Here is a 19924-nt window from a genome sequence, read left to right on the forward strand (position 1 = left end):
TATAATCCTCGACAGGTACCTTGCCATCGACCTTCCCATTGACAATTTTTATACCGTCTATCTGGTCAAGCGCGTGCGCAGTTTCCTTAGATATTTCACTATTTTTCCCTTCCTTTACCTTCGCCTTCCCCGGTCCCTTTAATCCACCCCCACCTTTAACCACTTTTACACCAAAGGAAGCAGGGATTAATGCCGTTAATGCGCCGCCTGTTACATAAGCGATTCCTTCCGCTTCGACTGTATCACTTACTGATTGAGCGGCTAATTCTAACACACTCATAGGATTTTGAATCAATTGTATCGCAGTTTCTTTGTAGCCTTCAAATGTTTCATCAGCTTTAGTTTTTATCAGTTCAGGTTCAATTGGATCGGGGATTATTGCGGATAAAGCGACGATACCGACATCTCCTGCAATAGTTACTATTCCTGTAACCATACCGATCACGCTATCGATAAACCCTCTGGAAATGTCATCTAGAGTCTGATCGAACGCATTGCTTTTTTCTACGAGTCCTTCGAAAAAACCTGTATATTTTTTCTTCACGGTGGAGGCTAAATCTTTATATGCATCAACAGTTGCGATCTCTTTATTTACGTTTCATATCTCCAATTCCATAAAACTAATTGACTAAACTATCTCCATTATGCTCAGAGATTTTAAAGTTAAATTCTTGACTTCATACTCTTGTTCAAATTGTTTTATATCTTGTAAAGAAACTTTTGGATTTTCACTAAGCGTTTTTGTCATATTCTTAATCTTATATCATTTCTTATTGATTAATCCTTCGTAGATCGATTTAAATAAATTAGACTTCCGAAAATAACGATCTATATTAAAAAACTGCACCTTTAGTCTCTAAAGTGCAGTTTTTTTATCTTACTTCCAGCCGTGATACTCTAAAAATTTATCTGGAATTCGGAGTTCAATTTGTTGTTCTAACTCTTGCAAAAAGACATCCATATCCGCTTTATCATACCATTGTTGGCTGTTTTTCAAGGATATTCCTGCGGAACCTCCATCAATAGCACAGCCAAATCTGCCTCTATCGTAATTTAAAATAATAATAAAATAATCATAAGCTTTAAAACTCATAGAGAACATAGTATAAGGTATATCGGTTGTATTATATATAGAAATATTGTCAACTCTATTATTAAAATAATTTCTTAATTCTTTAGAGATGCTCATTGCTATATTGTCAGCTTTATTTAACTGCATACCAAAATCCATCCTTTTCAATTAAGTCTTTAAATCCATAATTGTTTTTTAAATATTACCACTCCTGCGCAAGATATGAACCTTCATATTCAAGTAAGTCCGGTTTATGCGAAAATCGAATCTCTTTCCCTCCTGCAACTGCATCATCTAACACTGGTTTATTAAATAATTCAAACATATCTTCATTTGTTAAATCGTATTTTTTTGAATTTTACTCCAATCATCTCCAAGTTCAAAGTAGGTTGAATCCTTTCCTGCCTTCGCTATATAAGAATCAGATCCAGCTATTCTCCAATTAGGAACGTCATCTTCTATCGTGGGGTATAATTTCCAAGCATTAAAGTGGTAATTGAAAAATATACCTTATCTTCATTCTATATCCCTCCAAAAGGTTCAAATAAATCTTCTATTTTCTTTATATTTTTATTAGCCTTATCCAAACCATCTTGTAGTACTTTTCTAGTTGCAGCGTCTAAGTTAGGGTTATTTAATGAACCTTCTACCCCTTTTCTTATCTTAATCAACCCTTTATATGAATCCCGCATTTCTTGAAGATGGTTCCAATAACCCCCACCAGGTTTGGGAACAGGATTAACTTGTAAGTCTCTTAGAGCCCCCAAAAATCTTCGTCCTTAAATATTTTACTATATGTCTAAAGTTTCAAGATTTCTTTGTTGTGCTCTAGTAACATTATCTATACCCTTAGTACTTTTATTTCCTACTCCATCACCCTTCACCGCAAACATTTGCGGTTGCACCTCACTCAGTGATTTTATTTCCATTCCAACTAAGGTGATATCAGAAGAACCTGTTGAAAGTTTCTCTTTATAAAATACGGGAACTTTTACATTACCAAGCCCTGCTGATGCTGTGTCAATTTTTCTTTGAATAAACTCCAAACATGTTATATATCTGAAAAAAGAATACCACAATACTCATTGGTAAAATTGTGGTATTTATACATGTTTATTTTTTATTGTACACTCTATCATAAGCTTCTAAAAATTTATTAGGCAATCTTAAACGGCAATAGTTCTCCATTTTAATTAAGGTATTAACAATTGAGTCCTTATCATTATTTATAGCAAGAGGCTCTCCTAAAACTTCTAATAATACTTGATTGGAATCTATAATTAGTCCTGCCCCAAAAACACCGTATCTTTCTTCGACAGAAAGTTTAAATGTGAATGAATCGTATAAAACAAATGACATTTCACCTTTTTGAGAATTTAGCATTGGATTTGTTATCTTATTTTCATAATAATTCAACACTAAAAAATAAACATCTTTGATACTTAATTTTTCCACTATAAAACCTCCTCATTAGTTTATTGGTGTTGCTATTAATTTTTCTTCGTTAAACTCATAACCATTTCTTAATAAATACTTCAATTCTTTACCCAAGAAACCTGTATCATTTACCGGATTATGCGAAAAGTATATAGTTTTACCGGTCATTACTGCTTCATCAAGAACTGGAATATTAAACAACTCAAACATATCATTATCAGTTAAACTATACTTATCTTTAATGCTATCCCACTGTTTTCCAAGATCAAAGTAGGTTGAATCCTTTCCTGCCTTCGCTATATAAGAATCCGGTCCAGGTATATCGAAATTGGGAACGCCATCTTCTATTGTAGGAGTATATTTTCCAAGTGTTAATGAATCACTATCTACATTATGAACTGAATCTCGCTCTTATCTTTTTGTAATCCTCGACGGGTACTTTGCCATCGACCTTCCCATTGACAATTTACATACCGTCTATCTGGTCAAGCGCGTGCGCAGTTTCCTTAGATACTTCACTATTTTTCCCTTCCTTTACCTTTGCCTTCCCCGGCCCCTTTAATCCAGCCTCACCTTTAACTACTTTTACGCCAAATGAATCTGAGGTTAATTCCTCCGGTGAAATTTACATATCCATACTTTACAGAAATTACATTTATTGAATGTAATTAAAAAACTGCACCTATAGTCTTCCAACCCTTAGGTGCAGTGATTTTATCTATCTTACTTCCAGCCATGAAACTCTAATAACTTATCTGAATTCGTCGTTTTAAAACAAATTTATACCGATCTTGTAATATATTCAAGTGTTAAATTAGTAAACAATATCCATTACCTAAGTGAATATATAGATTATCTTTTTTAAAAACCTCCCACTCCTCGTATACTCCCTTATCAAGATAAGCAATAAAACTTTCCCAATTTTCTTTATCTTCTATTATCCTATCTTTTTTTAATGCCCACTGCTTTTCAATAAGATTATTTAAAATTGTATTCTGGTTTTCTAAACTTGTAGAGAGTTCAATGGTATTCTTTTTAACTGATTTAATTAGACTCAATATATCATTAATTCGTTCTGTCCCTCTAGCCTTAATCATCCACATTAATTTTAATTCATCGGCACTTATATTTTTTATAATTTCTAAGTCATCTTCTGACTTATATTTTAAGTATGTTCATAATTCTTCAAACTGCTTTTAAGTAAAAATATCTTTAAGCATATTCTCGGCCTTATCCATTTCACCAAGCACTGGATTCATATAATCACTGTACGATTCCAAATATGCCCTTACTGAACCACTGATCTTGAACATGTCCTTTTTTAGGTCTTCAATATTACTGCTCTCCAAGATATCATTAGCATGTTGATAACGTGAAATAATCATTTCGAGCATGGCTGTAGGTTGTGTAATATACTGCTCCTTTAAAAGAGCTAGTACCTTTCTTAACTGTATAAGTAACCTATCCTGCTTTTCATCTTTTGACATACCTTTTCCCCTTCCTTATCTGCTTGGGACTTCCCTAATTTCTTTTATCCATTCATTTGGCCAATTCTGTGGTAGCAAAATTTGATCGCCTCCTCCTTTAAAAACCGTACCCGTCTGAGTCATTTGTTGCTCTACTTTACCGATATTTAATTCTGTACCTTTGGGTATTTCAATAACTGCCTCATACTGTCTACTATTCTTCCGCTCCGGCAAAAGAGCGGAATCTATTTTACTTGTTATTCTGTTTGGGGCAGGTACCGTAGTAGCGAAAGCCCCATCCACTCCTGCCCTACCACCGAAAGTACGGTATACCATAATACTTTCATTCGTGATAACCGTTCTATATTGGCCATCTGTATATGTATTTTTAAGCCATGATGGTAGTACCACTTGTTCCTTAATAGTTACCTTGTCATCAATTGCTGTAGCATATTTAGGGTTATAATCTCCGGTACACCTTTAACCGTACCCTTAGTACCCTTAACTTCTACTCCATCACCCTTCCCCTTAAACATTTGCGGTTGCACTTCACTCAGTGATTTCATTTCTATCCCAGATGAAGTGATGTCAGAAGAACCTGTTGAAAGTTTCTCTTTGTAGAATACAGGAACTTTTACATTACCAAACCCTGCTGATGCTGCGTCAATTTTTCTTTGAAAAAACTCCTTGCTGTAAGGGGATTTATCAACCTTCGCTTTCCCCGGTCCCTTTAATCCAGCCCCGCCTTTCACCACTTTTACGCCAAAGGAAGCTGGGATTATTGCCGTTAATGCGCCGCCTGTCAGATAAGCGATTCCTTCCGTTTCGACTGTATCACTTACTGATTGGGCAGCTAATTCAAACATACTCATAGGGTTTTGAATTAATTTTATAGCAACATCTTTGTAGTCTTCAAATGTTTCATCAGCTGTTGTTTTTATCAATTCAGGTTCAATTGAATCGGGAATTATTCCGGATACGACGATGATACCGACATCTCCTGCAATGGTTACTATCCCAGTAGCCATACCGATCACGCCATCGATAAACCCTCTTAAAATATCAACTTGAACCTGATGGAAAGCATTGCTTCTTTCTTCGGATGTCTTTTTTTGATGAGGTAATAATTCTTTATTCCAAGCGTCATCCAATTCTTAGCATACTTGTCTAACATGCGTTTCATTTGCACTTTCGTAAACAGCTTTCCTTTCCATGTACTATAGCCCTCTACATTTAGCCGTTTAACCAATTATAGAATAAAGAAAGGACAAAAAATGTAAAATTAAATGCGGAAAATCAGTGGCTATACGTAAACGATTTGATCTACGACAAATTTTTAACATTGGTCACTTACTCATGGCTTCTCCTTTATTTTTCACTGTTCACAAGCATTAAAATCTATAAAAATTAACAATTAAAGCACTTATTAAATAATAATGTGCCTACCTACTTCTATTCATAAACGCAAAAAAGCACACATTGCCTTTAGATGACAATCGAGTGCTTTAGTCATGTGTTTTTAAGTATCAGAAATTTGTAAGTCTTATAGCAACAGTATGATAACTTTTATATGTTATGACAACTAATAATGCTTACGTGTTTGTACAAGTTAATTAGTTTAATATACATTTCATTTTGCTTATATTCATCAACTTGAAAAATGTCATCTCACCTGAGTTCGTACATCTTTTACTACTATTTTATCAATAGTGTAATCCATATTTTTTGGTACATCATAGATTATCTATAGCTTCTTGAAACACATCAATTAAATATTCATCGAATGAATTATAATGAACAACAGGTTCCTGACCACTTCTATCACCTAAAAACACTCTTTCGTTTACGTCAAACGTTGACATACACATAAAAAATTCTCCACTATCATTAATGACTACCCAGTGCTTTTCTAATCCAAATTCTCTATATCGTTCAGTAGCCTTCACAACAGAAGCTCCCTGATCACCTTCAACTCCCACTATTTCCACTCCGCAAATTCCACCAGAGCCAAAATTCTTAACAAATTCACGATAACCCTGAGGAAATTGTAAATTGAGCATTTCCTCTATTTTAGAAATATCTTCTTCGGATACTTTTCCATAGAAATCCGTATCATCCCCATATTTTTCGATCATTTCAAATATCTTTTCATTCATTTTATTTCACCTTTCCCTATTATTCTTGAAAACGCATTTTCCAGTAATTATTTCTGAAGTTATCATATTGCTTGCTTAACTCCGGATTATTTCTGAAACTCTGGCCATCATCAATTAAACCATGTAATGTGTTTGAGTATGCATCATGAGTTACTTCAGCAATTTCAACCATACCCCCGGGTTCTTTTTGTGTAAGATGATGTAATTCGACTTTACTTTCAACACCATCTTTTACTACATACGGTGCTTTACCTTTTGCCATTAGTTGTTGATTGGTTAAACCATTTGAGCTTGGGTCTTTTGGAACATAATTTTTATCTATGTCAATTTGATAAACTCTCCTAGATACATCTACATCTTTTCCTGATACTTTAACCGTTCCCTTAACTTCGACAGCATTATATCTATCAGGTAACCAATCTAAATCTACCTTTTCGGAAGATACCTTCGTAGATTTAAGCCCTGTAAATGAAGATGCAATAATACCCGTACTATTACTACCTACTCCATCACCCTTCCCCTTAAACATTTGCGGTTGCACTTCACTCAGTGATTTCATTTCTATCCCAGATGAAGTGATATCAGAAGAACCTGTTGAAAGTTTCTCTTTGTAGAATACAGGAACTTTTACATTACCAAGCCCTGCTGATGCTGCGTCAATTTTTCTTTGAAAAAACTCCTTGCTGTAAGGGGATTTATCAACCTTCGCCTTCCCCGGTCCCTTTATTCCAGCCCCACCTTTCACCACTTTTACGCCAAAGGAAGCAGGGATTAATGCCGTGAATGCGCCGCCTGTTACATAAGCGATTCCTTCCGCTTCGACTGTATCACTTACTGATTGAGCGGTTAATTCTAACATACTCATAGGGTTTTGAATCAATTGTATCGCAGTTTCTTTGTAGCCTTCAAATGTTTCATCAGCTTTAGTTTTTATCCATTCAGGTTCAATTGGATCGGGGATTATTGCGGATAAAGCGACGATACCGACATCTCCTGCAATGGTTACTATTCCTGTAACCATACCGATCACGCCATCGATAAACCCTCTGGAAATGTCATCTAGAGTCTGATCGAACGCATTGCTTTTTTCTACGAGTCCTTCGAAAAAACCTGTATATTTTTTCTTCACGGTGGAGGCTAAATCGTTATATGCATCGTCCGTATTTTCAAAAGGTTTGACTTTGGAGTTATACAGATCCCAAAGAACCTCCATTTTGTTCTCTAACTTCCTCTGCGTGTGCTGGATATTTTCTTGGATGTTTCCCATTTGCTTCTTAGTTGGTTTATGTAATATATTTTGATAAGAACTTTCAACATAGATTTAAAATAAGAAACACTTGTCGTCTTTAGTTAGACAATCAAGTGTTTTCTAGTTGTAACAAAAATATTTTTCCAAGTTTTCGATAATAATTTTATTTATCCTTGTAATGCCACACTTATAGGGATAAATGGTTCGCTATCACCTTGATTATCACTTTCTGCTTTCTAATTTATATTACCTGGTTCATTCAAACACTCGATAAGCTCCCTTAATATGCTTTTTTGAAACCCATAATTTTTAAATTACATTATTTTATACTCCCGGAGATAGAAAGATAGAATACTCTTCATTCGTAAACCGTTTATGAATGATTTTTTCCTCTATTAACCTTTGACACTCATGACTTAATAAATGTATATAGTATGTCATCTTATAAAATTCGTCATAAGCCTCCCAATTTTCTAAAATTAACGTTTCCCTAATCACTTCATTATTATCCCAAATAATTTTCACTTTACTTTCACGTTCATTTATTTTTTCCAAAACAATACTATGTTTCTTTAATTCTCCATGGAGACTATAATAGTCCCCCGGAATATCTAATCTTTCTAAAGCTTCTTTCAAATTCTCAAAATTAAATTGGCGTGTTCCAACATTGATATCCTCATTTCTTTGTGTAAAAGGACGAATATATTGATAAAAATAGTGCTTTTTTAGTTGATATAAATAGAAAAACTTACTTGCCGTTTCTTCATTGTCAAAATACTTTAAAACCTTTTCTCTTCCATCGCTTTTTTCCCATTGAACAAACACAAACTCCCATTTACCATCTTTAAATCTTAGCTTATAATGATTTTCCCATGGGCCTAGATCTTCTTGAAGCGATGTATCTGTTGCTATTATTTTGATATTTTTACCAGTCAATAATCTATGTATTAGTGTAATGTTCATTTTCATTCCTCTTTCTTTAATAGCTTTATATAGCCTAATTGTTCCAAGTGATAAACATCTGCTTCATAAAGTTTTCCATCTCTATCTTTTATTTTATAATTAGTATAATATTGAGTACCTAATCCTTTCTCATCAAACCACGGAGCAACTGTTCCTGCATCCACTTCAAATTCTTTAACAACCCTATACCTCTCATATGGTTTGTCCTTCATAAAAGGGGGTAGAGCCCTGCTTTCATATGAGGAGCCATCCGGTGAAAAGTATTGACCATTATTATTATCCCCATACCGATCAATAATTGTTTCTGGTTTTAAAGGTTCTTTATTGGATTTACCATTTAAAAAACCACGTATATGTTGATATCCTTCTTTGTCTTTTGTACCCGGATAAATGATTCTACCTGTTTCTTGATCAAAGTATATTGGATTATCATATGTCTTTTTATGAGCCAAATAAAGTTCTTCACTAGGAGGTCTTTCCCAGTTTTCTAACTTCGCCCTGTCGGTCTCACTTATTTTTGACGTAGAGTTTTCCTTTTCACCTTTCCTGTCCTTTACCTTCGCCTTCCCCGGTCCCTTTATTCCAGCCCCACCTTTAACCACTTTTACGCCAAAGGAAGCAGGGATTAATGCCGTTAATGCGCCGCCTGTTACATAAGCGATTCCTTCCGCTTCGACTGTATCACTTACTGATTGAGCGGCTAATTCTAACACACTCATAGGATTTTGAATCAATTGTATCGCAACATCTTTGTAGCCTTCAAATGTTTCATCAGCTTTAGTTTTTATCAGTTCAGGTTCAATTGGATCGGGGATTATTGCGGATAAAGCGACGATACCGACATCTCCTGCAATGGTTACTATTCCTGTAACCATACCGATACGCCATCGATAAACCCTCTAGAAATGTCATCTAGAGTCTGATCGAACGCATTGCTTTTTTCTACGAGTCCTTCGAAAAAACCTGTATATTTTTTCTTCACGGTGGAGGCTAAATCTTTATATGCATCGTCCGTATTTTCAAAAGGTTTGACTTTGGAGTTATATAGATCCAAAAGAACTTCCATTTTGTTCTCTAACTTCCTCTGCGTATGCTGGATATTCTCTTGGATGTTCCCCATTTGCTTCCTATTGAAATTACTTGCTTCTACCTCAGCATCACTCGGTTTATCAAGTAAGCCAAATAAAAATGAATTAGGCGGCTGATGGCTAGTAATTAAAGCATTCGTTACATTACTAGTATATCCGATATTAATCTGTTGTAAATTAGCCCAAATATTATTCCGACTCACTCGCATCATCGTGTCTCTAAATAGTGGAGAAATATAAGCTGTAGTATCGGAAACATAATTTTCAAACAGCGAGTGAAGATCATCCACTTGCTCCTGATATCGCTTTATCTCGTCCTTCGAAGTACGTATATGTTCATCCCATGCATCAATACTTATTCCTTCATTTATTTTAACTAAAGCAGATATTTCTTCAAGAGAGTTTTCCATTGTTTGTAAGGCATTTTTATACGTGTTAAGTTCTTCAATAATATCATCAAGTATTCCATAGTTTATTTTTAAATCACGTTTCATCACGAATTACCTCCTATCGCTTCTGCCACCTCCTCATCAAGTTTCTTCATAATATCAAAAATGGTTTTACCTTCTTGATAAATCATTTCCATCTGGTTGATCAAGTCCTCATTTACATCATCGTTCATACTGTTCAATAATGCATCTACCTTGGATACAAAATCAGAATTGAATCCAGCTAAACGGTCTTGTGTACTTGATCGAAATGTGGTTGAATAATTCTTGAAGTCATCAATGCCGTTTCGTAACTGATCGAGCGTATTTTCTAAACTGTTTAAATCAAGTTTAATTCGCTGTTCTTGCATCTTTGATTGGCACCTCCTGTCATACTAACGAAAATGTACCGATTGAATATCAGCGATTAATCTATCTAATTCACTCACCATTTCATTGACAACCGTTTCCATCTCTTCCCCAACGGATGCATTTTCTAAGTCCATATCAGCAAAGTTTTTCTTGATCGCATGTTGTGCATCTTGTAACTGTTGCACTATTCCGCGTTCCCATCCTTTACCATTAACCAACCCACGACAGAAATTATAATCGTACAAAGCCATTACCCTTCACCTACTTTTTGTTTCATCTCTTCGTCAACCCTTTTCATGTCATCTTGTGAAAACTCAATAGAATTCAAGTTTTTATCGACGATAAACTCTTCTTTCATGAGATAAACAAACGCATCCTCTATGTTGTCCGCAAAACCACGATGAACAACCTGTTTAATCAATGGTTTCGTAAAATAAACTTTCGCTTCCTTTGTCATCTCACCGATTGGATAAATAATTCCTCCATAAGGAAAATAACTGTTGTATCCGGTTGGAGCAATAAACCGTTCAGTGATAACTACTCTGGTTGGTTCTTCAGACTGCTCACTCGGTTTAAAATAGGTTGGATTTAATTCTACAACAGTTCCAAGAGGCAAAACTTCTCTAGTAATTTCAATCACAAAGGACAGAAGTTCAACGAAGACATCTTCAGGTAGTTCAAACTGTTTAGTAGAAAACGCTATAGAATGAGCTGTTCCGTCATTATGATAAGTAATGATATCTTGCTGATGATGCAAATCAATAGATGAAAGCTTTTGCTTATACGCTTGGTGTAAATGGTTAAAAAACTGATTATCTTCTGCATATTTGGAAAAAAATCCTTTTATAATGGGAATGGATTCCGTATCTAAGTCTTGACTTCGTTTCTGAATAATTTGCTCTACTTTTTTTAAAGCAAGATCTATTACCTTTTGTTTCATATCCTACTCCTCTTTTCTTCCTAACTTGAAACTTCTTTTAAGACAAAATTGCTAAATATTTAAAAATGGAAATTCATTTCATACCTTACTATAACACCATCAAACTGTTGTTTCATGAGGATTAGGACATGGCAAAAATGGAACAGGAATCGAGTGAGTTAGCATAGAAATACAGGAATATTTTACCGTATTTACCCACAAAAAACTGCAGAAAGATTTTTCAGGTTACCATGATATTGGACATTCTCCTTTGTGAATTGATTTGGTTAACCTTAAATTTACAAAAGGTTTGAATGTCCTTTTTTATTTAGTTTATTCGACAAAGGTTCCTAACATATGAGCCTTGGTGGCAAAATAATATACGACATATTTTTTGCAAGAGTTTAGTCAATTTAGTGTCTTTCACAACTTTGTAAAAAGCTATAAATTTTTTTCACATTTTTTTAAAATTGGGTATTCCCTTTTTAGTAACACCCATGTTACAATAAATTGAATCAAAATTTGTAAGTTGTTTAGGTAATTAATTTAATAAAATAATATTTAGATAAAAGGGAAGGCAAATGGTGCGCCACCAGAGGTATCTCTGGTTCTAGTAGGTTCGATTCCTACCCCGAATTTTCGTTGATGTGGTTAATAAGTTAACTAAAATTCGTGGGTGTCCACCAGGCCAAACTCCCTTTGTTTGGGCACCCAACTTAACTAAAAAGAAGGAGGGTGCATTTTCATGCTCAAAAAACGCGATTTACATGAAGTACCAACATTATTTGAATTATCATCTCATCCGGACGTGCGTCCATATATACGCCATCAGGCAGAAACTTCTGATGAGTTTTATTTCCTAACGAAACAGATTATTGAAGCCGAAAGTAACGGTGATTTAATTTCTAGAACTATTTTAGATGAATATGAACAACCAATTGGCACTATTAATTTATATGATATTAATGAAAAAAGCGGTTTTTTAGCTACTTGGGTTGGGCAGCCATTTTTTGGAAAAGGGTATAATAAAATAGCGAAACAGCAATTTTTAGATGAGCTATTTTTCTCACTTGATATCGAAACAGTTTTTATGAAGGTGAGGAAATCGAATTTGCGCTCTCTCAAAGCTGTTTCAAAAATGGATTATGTCGCTCAAGCAAACTTACTTTATCCTGAAGTTTATAATGCTATTAATAAAATTGACGAACTTTATGATCTTTTTGTTATTTCAAAAGAGCATTATATGTCTTATATGCAGTTTACACAAAATGTGGAAGAAGAAACTGCGGAAGTAGTTTCGTAATGGAATAATTAGAAAAGAGCTGAAAATAAAAATAAGCTCTTTTTTTATTTCACTTTATAAAACTATATGTTATACTACATATATAACATATATTATGGATGTTAGGATTGATAACAAATGTATATCCAATTAGATTTCGAATCTGATATTCCTATTTACGAGCAATTAAAGGATGAAATTATAATGGGAATTGCAAAAAAACAATTACTTCCCGGAGAACGATTACCCTCTGTTAGAGCACTTGCGGGCGATATTGGGATCAATCTTCACACAGTTAATAAAGCTTATCAGCAATTAAAACAAGAAGGTTTTTTATTAATCCACCGACAAAGAGGAGTGGTTGTAAACCCTGAAGGAACACCGAAAGCAGATGAAAAATATGAAAAGAAATTAACTGCTTTACTCCGACCACAAATTGCAGAGTCTTTCTGTCGTGGAATAAATAAGGAAAAATTTTGGGAAATTTGTGAAACGGTTTATGAAGAGATTAAAGAAGGTGATATAAATGAATAGTCAAATTATCTTTTTAAACACACTATTTATATTAATTTGTTTCATTTTTTCCTTAACACCCTATTTAACAAGGAAGACAGAGAACTTTGGCGTCTCGATCCCAGAGTCTTTATATGAGCGTAATGATTTTAAAGGTATGAGAAAAAAGTATGCCTCTTCTTTACTAATCATCGGCATATTTTTGGGAGGAGGTCTTTTCGTTCTAGCTTCCATACTAAATGAAAATACAATGATAATTATGTATACGATCATTATATTCGTCTATATCCTCTTAGGCTTTCTAATTTATCTCCTTTTCTATAAACAAATGAAAAAGATAAAAAACGCTGAAAATTGGCAGGAAAAACGAAAACAATCTGTAATTGTTGATATGAAATTCCGTCAAGAAAAGATCACTTATTCTCAATGGTGGTTTCTAATTTCAGCAATGATTATTATTGCAACACTTGTTATCACATTTCTTTATTATGATCGCATTCCGGCTCAAATACCTATGCATACAGGTTTTTCAGGAAACGTATCTTATGAAGAAAAATCAATTGTCAATCTCTTATTATTACCAGGTACCCAAGTTTTGTCATTAATTATGTTTATCTTTATCAATTTTATTATTAAAAATGCAAAACAGCAGGTAAGTGTTGAAAATCCGGAAACATCTAAACTTCAAAACCTTATCTTTAGAAGAAGATGGTCAGCATTCTTAATTTGGACAGCAGCATTAACACAATCCTTGTTATTGTTCTCGCAACTCACGTTGATCTTTCCAAGTTTAAGTACTTATGAAAATCTCGTTATCTACGTATTTACTTCAATCATTATTGTTGGAACACTTATTCTTGCATTTACAACTGGGCAAGGCGGAAGCCGCGTGAAGTTAGAAAAGCAATCTGACACAGAAGTGATCGATCGTGACGATGATCGTTACTGGAAACTTGGACAGTTCTATGTAAATAGAAATGATCCAGCTATTTTTATAGAAAAACGTTTTGGAATAGGATGGACGAATAACTGGGCTCACCCGTTATCATGGGGTCTTGTTTTAGTCCTTATTATAATCATTATGATTCCAATTATACTTTTTTAGTAAAGGAGGGGTTTTCATGGATGTCTTATCGACAATTAATTGGGGGATTATCCTTCCCTTTCTCGTTATTCAAACAATATTAATCATTGTTGCTTTCATCGATTGGATTAAAGTTGATAAAACAAATGGTCCCAAATGGGTTTGGCTTCTACTCATTTTCTTTGTTACTACGTTTGGACCGATTTTATACTTTATTTTTGGAAGAAGAAGGGATATGTAAATGAACATTATCACTGTTAATCAATTAACAAAAAAATTTAATTCCAATACTGTCGTGAACAAAATCAGTTTTCAATTGGAAACAAATAAATGTATTGCTTTAATCGGACCAAATGGTGCTGGAAAAACTACTACCTTACGCATGATCGCCGGTTTAATCAAACAGACTTCCGGTACAATTCAATTTCTAAATGAAGAACAGCAAGATTTCCGGAGCTTCACCGGTTATTTGCCCCAACATCCCGTTTTTTATAATTGGATGTCTGGTCTTGAATTTTTAATATATTGTGCAAAGCTCACGTTTATCGATCATAAAACGGCGAAAACAAGAGCTGAAAATTTACTTGAAAAAGTGGGCTTAATAGATGCAAGACACAAGCGAATAGGAACATATTCAGGCGGAATGAAACAACGGCTTGGGATTGCTCAAGCAATTATTCACCAACCGAAACTCGTTATCTTAGATGAACCCGTTTCCGCTCTTGATCCGATTGGAAGAAGAGAAGTACTAACCTTAATGGATGAAATGAAAAAAGAGATGACAATTCTTTTTTCCACACATATATTAAACGACGCTGACGAAATCAGTGATGAACTATTATTACTACATGGAGGTAAAATTGCTGAATCTGGCTCAATGGAATCGTTACGAAAAAAATATCAAACAGCTAAAATTGAATTGGAATTTGATGATTCCGCTAAAAAATACGAAACGGATATCCAATCATTAAACGGAGTTACCGCAACCACTATAAAAAAAGATGCTATTCATGTAACTGTCTCAGATATGGATATAGCACGGATGGAAATTATTAAAATTGCTAATGAAAATGGCTGGCCTTTAACTAACTTTACTGTTAATCGCGCCTCTCTCGAAGATATGTTTATGAAAGCGGTGAATTGATATGCAATGGATCACTTTATTTAATAAAGAAGTACTTGAGAATTGGAGAAATAAAAAATGGATATGGGTTCCAATTGTAATGATACTGTTAACTATTATGGATCCTATTTCTTACTATTACTTACCCGAAATTATCAATTTAGCAGGTGGGGTTCCAGAAGGGACTATTATTGAGATACCAAAACTTGCTCCTTCAGAAGTAGTCATGATGAGCATAGAACAATTAAACCTTTTCGGTGTGCTGACCATTATATTATTATCAATGGGAACGATCGCCGGTGAAAGACAAAACGGGACTACAGAGATTATTATGGTTAAACCAGTAAAGCACCATAACTATATCACCGCTAAATGGACTGCTTTCCTTTTACTAGTCTGGATTGGTCTATTTTTAGGGTTACTGATTAATTGGTATTATACAAATCTTTTATTTGGTAATTTAAATTTTTTAACGATGCTGAAAATTTTTCTGTTTTACGGGTTATGGTTTACGTTTGTTTTAACTGTTTCTATTTTTTATAATACACTGTTTAAAGTACCTGGATTAGTAGCAGCTTGTACAGTCATTACATTACTTGGTTTGAGTCTTGTTAATACTATTTTAGGGCATAAACTAACCTTATTTCCGAATCAATTATCTACTTATATTTATCAAATGGTTGAAACCAATTCTATATCTAATCATTTACTCGGTACTTCTGTCATCGTTTTGACGCTTACAGTCCTTATTTTGATAGCTTCCATCTATATTTTCAAAAATAAGGAAGTTGTAAATTAGAAGTGGTATTTTATTGAAATAAGACTTGGATAAAATATTATACTCCAAAGACGAACGATTACAGAAAGTTTATAATGTTACTGTTACAACAATTAGCTCTTAATCCGTAGTTGAAGAATACTGTGACGTAACGATTTATCACCGTTGGGGAAAAGTGACTCTGCCTCCGCTCCGGAATGTGAGTCGATGAACAACATGCAGAGTCCAGATCTAAGATGTCGAGTCGATCCGCATGACGGGCATGTTTTGATATTAATCGTGACCGTTTTGGGTTAGAGTCGTGGAAAAAGGGCATGTTTCGATATTAATCGTGACCGTTTTGGGTTAGAGTCGTGGAAAACGGGCATGTTTCGATGTTAATCGTTACCGTTTTGGGTTAGAGTCGTGGAAAAAGGGCATGTTTCGATGTTAATCGTGACCGTTTTGGGTTAGAGTCGTGGAAAACGGGTATGTTTCGATATTAATCGTGACCGTTTTGGGTTAGAGTCGTGGAAAAAGGGCATGTTTTGAAATTAATTGTGACCGTTTTGGGTGGGGTCATGGAAAACGGCGAGTCTTTTTCCAACATGTCGAGTCGATCCGTATCGATTTATTAATAAGTAGAGCCTTATGTCGCAGTTTATGGAAAATCAGTAATAAAAGTTCATAAAAGCATCCAAAAAATCCGAACTAAAATTTGCATCATAGTTCGGATCTCTCTTTGACTAAAACTTTTTTATAATTAATTACCAATTAAATAGTTATTCTTCTTAACAGGAAGAACGAACATAAGTAGACGAATACTCCGACTGTAAATAATTGAAAAAAGAATGAAAAACTAAAATTCTCGTAAATTAAAATAATGAAATCCAATAACCAGCCATTTGAAAAGCCAAAGACAATAACCATTACTAGAGCCCCTAAGAAACTAAAACCACCAATCAAGCCAAATTGGTAAAAGATGAGTCCGATAATAAACATAACTGCAAGTAAGAAAAAAGAAATAGAAGTATCAATGACAATACGCATCATCCATGAATTTACACCTAATAAATCGCCAATATGATTAAAGGTCATAGATGTATCATCTTCCATAATTGTGATAATTCCATAATCCCGCTCTGTTCCAATTATCATGGATACAAATTTATTAACCGTATTAGATATCACAGCATTTAGCAAGGTCAATAAAAATGCGTAGACACCAAAGCTAATAAATATATTTTTTCTTGTACTCCCCATCTTTATTAAATAAGGGAATGCGTTATTTACTGTCCAATACCCTATGACTGCTGCAAAAACATAGACTGGTATTGAAAGTTCAAAAGCTATTTCTGTGTCTGGCATTAAAATAGTTGCTGCAATAGTAACGATTAATAATGCCAATAAAATAGCCCAAAAGACAGTCAGTGAAAAACGAATATTAGCAAACAAATAATAAAGTGCACCTTGAAATTGTTTTGACATCATTATGCCCCCTTCCCCGATTCTGTAAGATAGATCATCAGATCTTGGATTGGTATTCCTTCAACTTGTAAATTCAACTTTTGCGCTTCCGCTTTATCTCCATAAATATATGCCGTCATCATATTCGCAAGTTGCTTCGTTTTCATCACCTTTTTATTACAAATAAACTTCTCGACCTCTGTTTTCTCTCCGGTAACCGTAAATGTTTGCTCACGTAATACATCTGCTGTTTCTTGTAAAATTAATTCACCTTCTTGTAAAATAAGCACTTCTTCAAATAACAAACTTACTTCATCGATTAAATGAGTCGAAAAAATAACTGTACGTTTTTCTTGTTCATATTGTTCTAGTAAAATATCATAAAACTTCTTTCTAGCTGCTGCATCCATTCCAATATACGGCTCATCAAAAATAGTAATCGGAGCTTTACTCGCTAACCCAACAATTACTCCTAACGCTGATGCCATCCCTTTCGATAATGTTTTTATCCTGGATTTTTCATTTAGCTTATACTCTTTAATTAATTTGTCTGCTAATTCCTGATCCCAATTTGGATAAAATAGCGCATAAGATTTGAGTACTTGTTTGATTCTCATATCTTTATGAAAATTATCTCCTTCTTTTATTAGACAAATATTTTCTACTATATTCCGATTGTCGAAAGGATTTATCCCATCAATAAGTACTTCACCGTGTGTCACTAATTGATGTCCGGCTAATATCTCCATAAATGTCGTTTTTCCTGCACCATTTCGACCGAGTAACCCATATATTTTGGGCTCAGTCAGCAAAAATGAGACTTCTTTCAATGCGTCGGTTTGACGATATTTTTTCGTTACATTTCTCACTTCAATTTGCATTATTGCTTTCCCTCCTCTACCATTTTCACTAATTGTTCAGTTGTGATGTTTAACTTTTCTGCTTCCAATTTTAACGGAACGATATAATGATCAAAAAACTCATTTTTACGATTTTCCATTAATAATTCTTTCGCATTCTCTGTTACAAACATCCCGACACCTCTTTGTTTTCGTAATATGTTCTCACTAACTAATTCATTCATTCCTTGTCTGGCAGTAGCAGGATTAATTTTATAATACTTTGCTAATTCATTTGTTGAGGGTACTCTTTCTCCGACTTTTATCGTTTCATTAATAATCGAGTCCTCAATAAATTCTTTAATTTGTACATATATAGGTCTGCTTTCATCCAGTTTATTCTTCATTGCCACCACCCTTTATTCGTCAGGTTAGTTACATCTATAATTAACTATATAAGTAAATGACATTTTTGTCAATAAAAAAAGACCACTTTTACATGGTCATTAAATCTCACTCTTCTTTTATCGTTCCTGTATTAATGATCGGTTGTGCTCCATTATCTGCAACGATGGCCACTAGAAGATTATTTATCATCGTCACTCTTGTGTCTTCGTTTAGTTTCACTACTCCATCTCGCTCTAACTGCTCAATTGCGTCTTGAACCATGCTTACCGCTCCTTCAACAATTTGTTGTCTGGCTGCAACAATGGCACTTGCTTGTTGTCGTTGTAACATTGCTTGAGCAATTTCAGTTGAATAAGCGAGATGCGTTAATCGTGCTTCCATAATCTCGACCCCAGCTACAAATAAACGTTCATGCACTTCTGTTTTTAATTCATTGGAAATTTCTTCTGAATTTCCCCGTAAAGTTAGCTCTGTATCATCAAAACTGTCATATGGATACTTTGTCGCTACTGCTCTAAGTGCTGTTTCACTTTGTATTTCAACAAACTCTTCATATTGATCCACATCAAAAACTGCTTTTGCTGAATCAACAACCCGAAACACAATTACCGCAGCGATTTCGATTGGGTTTCCATTCACATCATTTACTTTTAAACGTCTACTATGGAAATTGCGAACACGTAGAGATATTTTTTTTCTTAACGAAAATGGTACAGTTATCACTAGACCTTCCTTACGTAAACTTCCAACATAGTTTCCGAAAAACAATACGACAACGGCCTGATTTGGTTGTATCAAGGTTAGACCAGTTGCTAATATAATCCCAATAACTGCGAATATAATTCCAACAAAAATCTGCAGATGAAAAAAATTAAAAACAGATACTCCTATTAAAATAGCAATCACGATAATACCTAAATAGCCATTCATGACCCATGCATCTTTTTCTGTAATCACAAACTTCACTCCTAAGTAGTGGTTATATATTAGTTTTGCCAAAATTACTAGATATCATAATCTCGTTTTAACTTAAGAGTGAAGGAATTTAGAAAAGCTTTAGTTTTTGTAAGTAATTTATGAAATTTTCATTTGCAAATCGATAAACTTGTTCTTCTGAATAATGTTTCAGTAGCTCATTCATTAAATTTTGATATTTTGATGCATCCTCTAAGTCTTTTACATGTTGATCAATCCCATCAAAGTCAGACCCGAATCCGATATTTCTTTCTCCACCTAAAGAACAAATATGATCAATATGTTCAATTATATCGCTAATGGTAACTTGCTTATTGTCTTTTATA

The 19924-nt window shown here is 34.2% G+C and carries 29 protein-coding genes and 1 pseudogene; 6 read left to right on the forward strand and 24 right to left on the reverse strand.

The window, feature by feature from the left end:
• From SPD89_RS19760 to SPD89_RS19850, 19 genes and pseudogenes are all read right to left on the reverse strand, one after another.
• The coding region (locus tag SPD89_RS19760; RefSeq protein WP_336263663.1) for a hypothetical protein at positions 1 to 544 on the reverse strand (544 nt) is incomplete at its 3' end.
• 333 nt (positions 545 to 877) lie between these two features.
• Positions 878 to 1219: a hypothetical protein gene (locus SPD89_RS19765; RefSeq protein ID WP_336263664.1), complete on the reverse strand. Its 342-nt coding sequence runs from the start codon at positions 1217 to 1219 to the stop codon at positions 878 to 880.
• Positions 1220 to 1274: 55 nt separating this feature from the next.
• Positions 1275 to 1397 carry a hypothetical protein gene (locus tag SPD89_RS19770; RefSeq protein WP_336263665.1) on the reverse strand — a complete coding sequence of 41 codons (123 nt, stop codon included), beginning with the start codon at positions 1395 to 1397 and terminating at the stop codon, positions 1275 to 1277.
• Positions 1398 to 1593: 196 nt separating this feature from the next.
• Entirely contained in the window at positions 1594 to 1839 is a 246-nt protein-coding gene (locus tag SPD89_RS19775) for a polymorphic toxin type 28 domain-containing protein (protein WP_336263666.1), read from the reverse strand.
• Positions 1840 to 1863: 24 nt separating this feature from the next.
• Positions 1864 to 2118, reverse strand: a complete 255-nt coding sequence (locus SPD89_RS19780) for a hypothetical protein (protein ID WP_336263667.1) — start codon at positions 2116 to 2118, stop codon at positions 1864 to 1866.
• Positions 2119 to 2185: 67 nt separating this feature from the next.
• Entirely contained in the window at positions 2186 to 2527 is a 342-nt protein-coding gene (locus SPD89_RS19785; RefSeq protein ID WP_336263668.1) for a hypothetical protein, read from the reverse strand.
• Positions 2528 to 3318: 791 nt separating this feature from the next.
• Positions 3319 to 3606, reverse strand: a complete 288-nt coding sequence (locus tag SPD89_RS19790) for a hypothetical protein (RefSeq protein ID WP_336263669.1) — start codon at positions 3604 to 3606, stop codon at positions 3319 to 3321.
• A gap of 99 nt (positions 3607 to 3705) precedes the next feature.
• Positions 3706 to 3996, reverse strand: a complete 291-nt coding sequence (locus SPD89_RS19795; RefSeq protein WP_336263670.1) for a hypothetical protein — start codon at positions 3994 to 3996, stop codon at positions 3706 to 3708.
• Between the two features lie 15 nt (positions 3997 to 4011).
• Positions 4012 to 4386, reverse strand: coding sequence for a hypothetical protein (locus SPD89_RS19800; RefSeq protein ID WP_336263671.1), 375 nt, complete (start codon positions 4384 to 4386; stop codon positions 4012 to 4014).
• A 14-nt stretch (positions 4387 to 4400) separates the two neighbouring features.
• On the reverse strand, positions 4401 to 5126 hold the full coding sequence (locus tag SPD89_RS19805; protein WP_336263691.1) for a hypothetical protein: 726 nt from the start codon (positions 5124 to 5126) through the stop codon (positions 4401 to 4403).
• Between the two features lie 11 nt (positions 5127 to 5137).
• Positions 5138 to 5224, reverse strand: a pseudogene (locus tag SPD89_RS19810) (recombinase family protein); the annotation flags it as partial.
• Between the two features lie 484 nt (positions 5225 to 5708).
• Positions 5709 to 6131, reverse strand: coding sequence for an SMI1/KNR4 family protein (locus SPD89_RS19815; protein WP_336263672.1), 423 nt, complete (start codon positions 6129 to 6131; stop codon positions 5709 to 5711).
• A 19-nt stretch (positions 6132 to 6150) separates the two neighbouring features.
• The gene (locus SPD89_RS19820; protein ID WP_336263673.1) at positions 6151 to 7344 is read right to left on the reverse strand and encodes an HNH/ENDO VII family nuclease; all 1194 of its coding nucleotides are present in this window, start codon (positions 7342 to 7344) and stop codon (positions 6151 to 6153) included.
• A 360-nt stretch (positions 7345 to 7704) separates the two neighbouring features.
• Positions 7705 to 8343 (reverse strand): hypothetical protein, encoded by a 639-nt coding sequence (locus SPD89_RS19825; RefSeq protein ID WP_336263674.1) that lies wholly within the window; start codon positions 8341 to 8343, stop codon positions 7705 to 7707.
• A gap of 2 nt (positions 8344 to 8345) precedes the next feature.
• On the reverse strand, positions 8346 to 9218 hold the full coding sequence (locus tag SPD89_RS19830; protein ID WP_336263675.1) for a TNT domain-containing protein: 873 nt from the start codon (positions 9216 to 9218) through the stop codon (positions 8346 to 8348).
• Positions 9203 to 9925: a hypothetical protein gene (locus tag SPD89_RS19835; RefSeq protein ID WP_336263676.1), complete on the reverse strand. Its 723-nt coding sequence runs from the start codon at positions 9923 to 9925 to the stop codon at positions 9203 to 9205. Before SPD89_RS19835 ends, SPD89_RS19830 begins: the two co-directional genes overlap by 16 nt.
• The gene (locus tag SPD89_RS19840) at positions 9925 to 10230 is read right to left on the reverse strand and encodes a hypothetical protein (RefSeq protein WP_336263677.1); all 306 of its coding nucleotides are present in this window, start codon (positions 10228 to 10230) and stop codon (positions 9925 to 9927) included. Before SPD89_RS19840 ends, SPD89_RS19835 begins: the two co-directional genes overlap by 1 nt.
• A gap of 24 nt (positions 10231 to 10254) precedes the next feature.
• Complete coding sequence (locus SPD89_RS19845; RefSeq protein ID WP_336263678.1) at positions 10255 to 10482, reverse strand: hypothetical protein; 228 nt, start codon at positions 10480 to 10482, stop codon at positions 10255 to 10257.
• The gene (locus SPD89_RS19850; RefSeq protein WP_336263679.1) at positions 10482 to 11171 is read right to left on the reverse strand and encodes a DUF4176 domain-containing protein; all 690 of its coding nucleotides are present in this window, start codon (positions 11169 to 11171) and stop codon (positions 10482 to 10484) included. Before SPD89_RS19850 ends, SPD89_RS19845 begins: the two co-directional genes overlap by 1 nt.
• 724 nt (positions 11172 to 11895) lie before the next feature.
• Here SPD89_RS19850 and SPD89_RS19855 point away from each other — a divergent pair.
• The 6 genes from SPD89_RS19855 to SPD89_RS19880 all read left to right on the forward strand — a co-directional run bounded on the left by SPD89_RS19855 (position 11896) and on the right by SPD89_RS19880 (position 15951).
• Positions 11896 to 12453, forward strand: a complete 558-nt coding sequence (locus tag SPD89_RS19855) for a GNAT family N-acetyltransferase (protein ID WP_336263680.1) — start codon at positions 11896 to 11898, stop codon at positions 12451 to 12453.
• 117 nt (positions 12454 to 12570) lie between these two features.
• The gene (locus SPD89_RS19860; protein WP_336263681.1) at positions 12571 to 12966 is read left to right on the forward strand and encodes a GntR family transcriptional regulator; all 396 of its coding nucleotides are present in this window, start codon (positions 12571 to 12573) and stop codon (positions 12964 to 12966) included.
• Positions 12959 to 14050 (forward strand): DUF1648 domain-containing protein, encoded by a 1092-nt coding sequence (locus tag SPD89_RS19865; protein WP_336263682.1) that lies wholly within the window; start codon positions 12959 to 12961, stop codon positions 14048 to 14050. Before SPD89_RS19860 ends, SPD89_RS19865 begins: the two co-directional genes overlap by 8 nt.
• A gap of 16 nt (positions 14051 to 14066) precedes the next feature.
• A complete protein-coding gene (locus SPD89_RS19870; protein ID WP_336263683.1) occupies positions 14067 to 14270 on the forward strand; it encodes a PLD nuclease N-terminal domain-containing protein in 204 nt (67 codons plus the stop codon).
• A complete protein-coding gene (locus tag SPD89_RS19875; RefSeq protein WP_336263684.1) occupies positions 14271 to 15173 on the forward strand; it encodes an ABC transporter ATP-binding protein in 903 nt (300 codons plus the stop codon). It begins immediately after the preceding gene.
• Between the two features lies 1 nt (position 15174).
• The gene (locus tag SPD89_RS19880) at positions 15175 to 15951 is read left to right on the forward strand and encodes an ABC transporter permease (protein ID WP_336263685.1); all 777 of its coding nucleotides are present in this window, start codon (positions 15175 to 15177) and stop codon (positions 15949 to 15951) included.
• A gap of 732 nt (positions 15952 to 16683) precedes the next feature.
• On the opposite strand, the gene SPD89_RS19885 is transcribed toward SPD89_RS19880, so the two are convergent.
• From SPD89_RS19885 to SPD89_RS19905, 5 genes are all read right to left on the reverse strand, one after another.
• Complete coding sequence (locus SPD89_RS19885) at positions 16684 to 17397, reverse strand: hypothetical protein (RefSeq protein ID WP_336263686.1); 714 nt, start codon at positions 17395 to 17397, stop codon at positions 16684 to 16686.
• 2 nt (positions 17398 to 17399) lie between these two features.
• Positions 17400 to 18257, reverse strand: coding sequence for an ABC transporter ATP-binding protein (locus tag SPD89_RS19890; protein WP_336263687.1), 858 nt, complete (start codon positions 18255 to 18257; stop codon positions 17400 to 17402).
• The gene (locus SPD89_RS19895; RefSeq protein WP_336263688.1) at positions 18257 to 18622 is read right to left on the reverse strand and encodes a GntR family transcriptional regulator; all 366 of its coding nucleotides are present in this window, start codon (positions 18620 to 18622) and stop codon (positions 18257 to 18259) included. The genes SPD89_RS19890 and SPD89_RS19895 overlap by 1 nt, the downstream gene beginning before the upstream one ends.
• A gap of 106 nt (positions 18623 to 18728) precedes the next feature.
• A complete protein-coding gene (locus SPD89_RS19900; protein ID WP_336263690.1) occupies positions 18729 to 19577 on the reverse strand; it encodes an SPFH domain-containing protein in 849 nt (282 codons plus the stop codon).
• Between the two features lie 91 nt (positions 19578 to 19668).
• On the reverse strand, positions 19669 to 19924 hold a 256-nt coding region (locus tag SPD89_RS19905), incomplete at its 5' end, for a membrane dipeptidase (RefSeq protein WP_336263689.1).

Origin of the sequence: Pseudogracilibacillus sp. SO30301A (assembly GCF_037072025.1) — a bacterium.
Classification (GTDB): domain Bacteria; phylum Bacillota; class Bacilli; order Bacillales; family Amphibacillaceae; genus Pseudogracilibacillus.

What these genes read in the sequence shown, in the direction of transcription:
- SPD89_RS19765 (WP_336263664.1), bottom strand. Translation starts at nt 1,219, where the DNA reads ATGCAGTTAAATAAAGCTGACAATATAGCAATGAGCATCTCTAAAGAA.
- SPD89_RS19770 (WP_336263665.1), bottom strand. Translation starts at nt 1,397, where the DNA reads ATGTTTGAATTATTTAATAAACCAGTGTTAGATGATGCAGTTGCAGGA.
- SPD89_RS19790 (WP_336263669.1), bottom strand. Translation starts at nt 3,606, where the DNA reads ATGATTAAGGCTAGAGGGACAGAACGAATTAATGATATATTGAGTCTA.
- SPD89_RS19795 (WP_336263670.1), bottom strand. Translation starts at nt 3,996, where the DNA reads ATGTCAAAAGATGAAAAGCAGGATAGGTTACTTATACAGTTAAGAAAG.
- SPD89_RS19815 (WP_336263672.1), bottom strand. Translation starts at nt 6,131, where the DNA reads ATGAATGAAAAGATATTTGAAATGATCGAAAAATATGGGGATGATACG.
- SPD89_RS19820 (WP_336263673.1), bottom strand. Translation starts at nt 7,344, where the DNA reads ATGGAGGTTCTTTGGGATCTGTATAACTCCAAAGTCAAACCTTTTGAA.
- SPD89_RS19825 (WP_336263674.1), bottom strand. Translation starts at nt 8,343, where the DNA reads ATGAACATTACACTAATACATAGATTATTGACTGGTAAAAATATCAAA.
- SPD89_RS19830 (WP_336263675.1), bottom strand. Translation starts at nt 9,218, where the DNA reads ATGGTTACAGGAATAGTAACCATTGCAGGAGATGTCGGTATCGTCGCT.
- SPD89_RS19835 (WP_336263676.1), bottom strand. Translation starts at nt 9,925, where the DNA reads ATGAAACGTGATTTAAAAATAAACTATGGAATACTTGATGATATTATT.
- SPD89_RS19840 (WP_336263677.1), bottom strand. Translation starts at nt 10,230, where the DNA reads ATGCAAGAACAGCGAATTAAACTTGATTTAAACAGTTTAGAAAATACG.
- SPD89_RS19845 (WP_336263678.1), bottom strand. Translation starts at nt 10,482, where the DNA reads ATGGCTTTGTACGATTATAATTTCTGTCGTGGGTTGGTTAATGGTAAA.
- SPD89_RS19850 (WP_336263679.1), bottom strand. Translation starts at nt 11,171, where the DNA reads ATGAAACAAAAGGTAATAGATCTTGCTTTAAAAAAAGTAGAGCAAATT.
- SPD89_RS19855 (WP_336263680.1), top strand. Translation starts at nt 11,896, where the DNA reads ATGCTCAAAAAACGCGATTTACATGAAGTACCAACATTATTTGAATTA.
- SPD89_RS19860 (WP_336263681.1), top strand. Translation starts at nt 12,571, where the DNA reads ATGTATATCCAATTAGATTTCGAATCTGATATTCCTATTTACGAGCAA.
- SPD89_RS19865 (WP_336263682.1), top strand. Translation starts at nt 12,959, where the DNA reads ATGAATAGTCAAATTATCTTTTTAAACACACTATTTATATTAATTTGT.
- SPD89_RS19870 (WP_336263683.1), top strand. Translation starts at nt 14,067, where the DNA reads ATGGATGTCTTATCGACAATTAATTGGGGGATTATCCTTCCCTTTCTC.
- SPD89_RS19875 (WP_336263684.1), top strand. Translation starts at nt 14,271, where the DNA reads ATGAACATTATCACTGTTAATCAATTAACAAAAAAATTTAATTCCAAT.
- SPD89_RS19880 (WP_336263685.1), top strand. Translation starts at nt 15,175, where the DNA reads ATGCAATGGATCACTTTATTTAATAAAGAAGTACTTGAGAATTGGAGA.
- SPD89_RS19885 (WP_336263686.1), bottom strand. Translation starts at nt 17,397, where the DNA reads ATGTCAAAACAATTTCAAGGTGCACTTTATTATTTGTTTGCTAATATT.
- SPD89_RS19890 (WP_336263687.1), bottom strand. Translation starts at nt 18,257, where the DNA reads ATGCAAATTGAAGTGAGAAATGTAACGAAAAAATATCGTCAAACCGAC.
- SPD89_RS19895 (WP_336263688.1), bottom strand. Translation starts at nt 18,622, where the DNA reads ATGAAGAATAAACTGGATGAAAGCAGACCTATATATGTACAAATTAAA.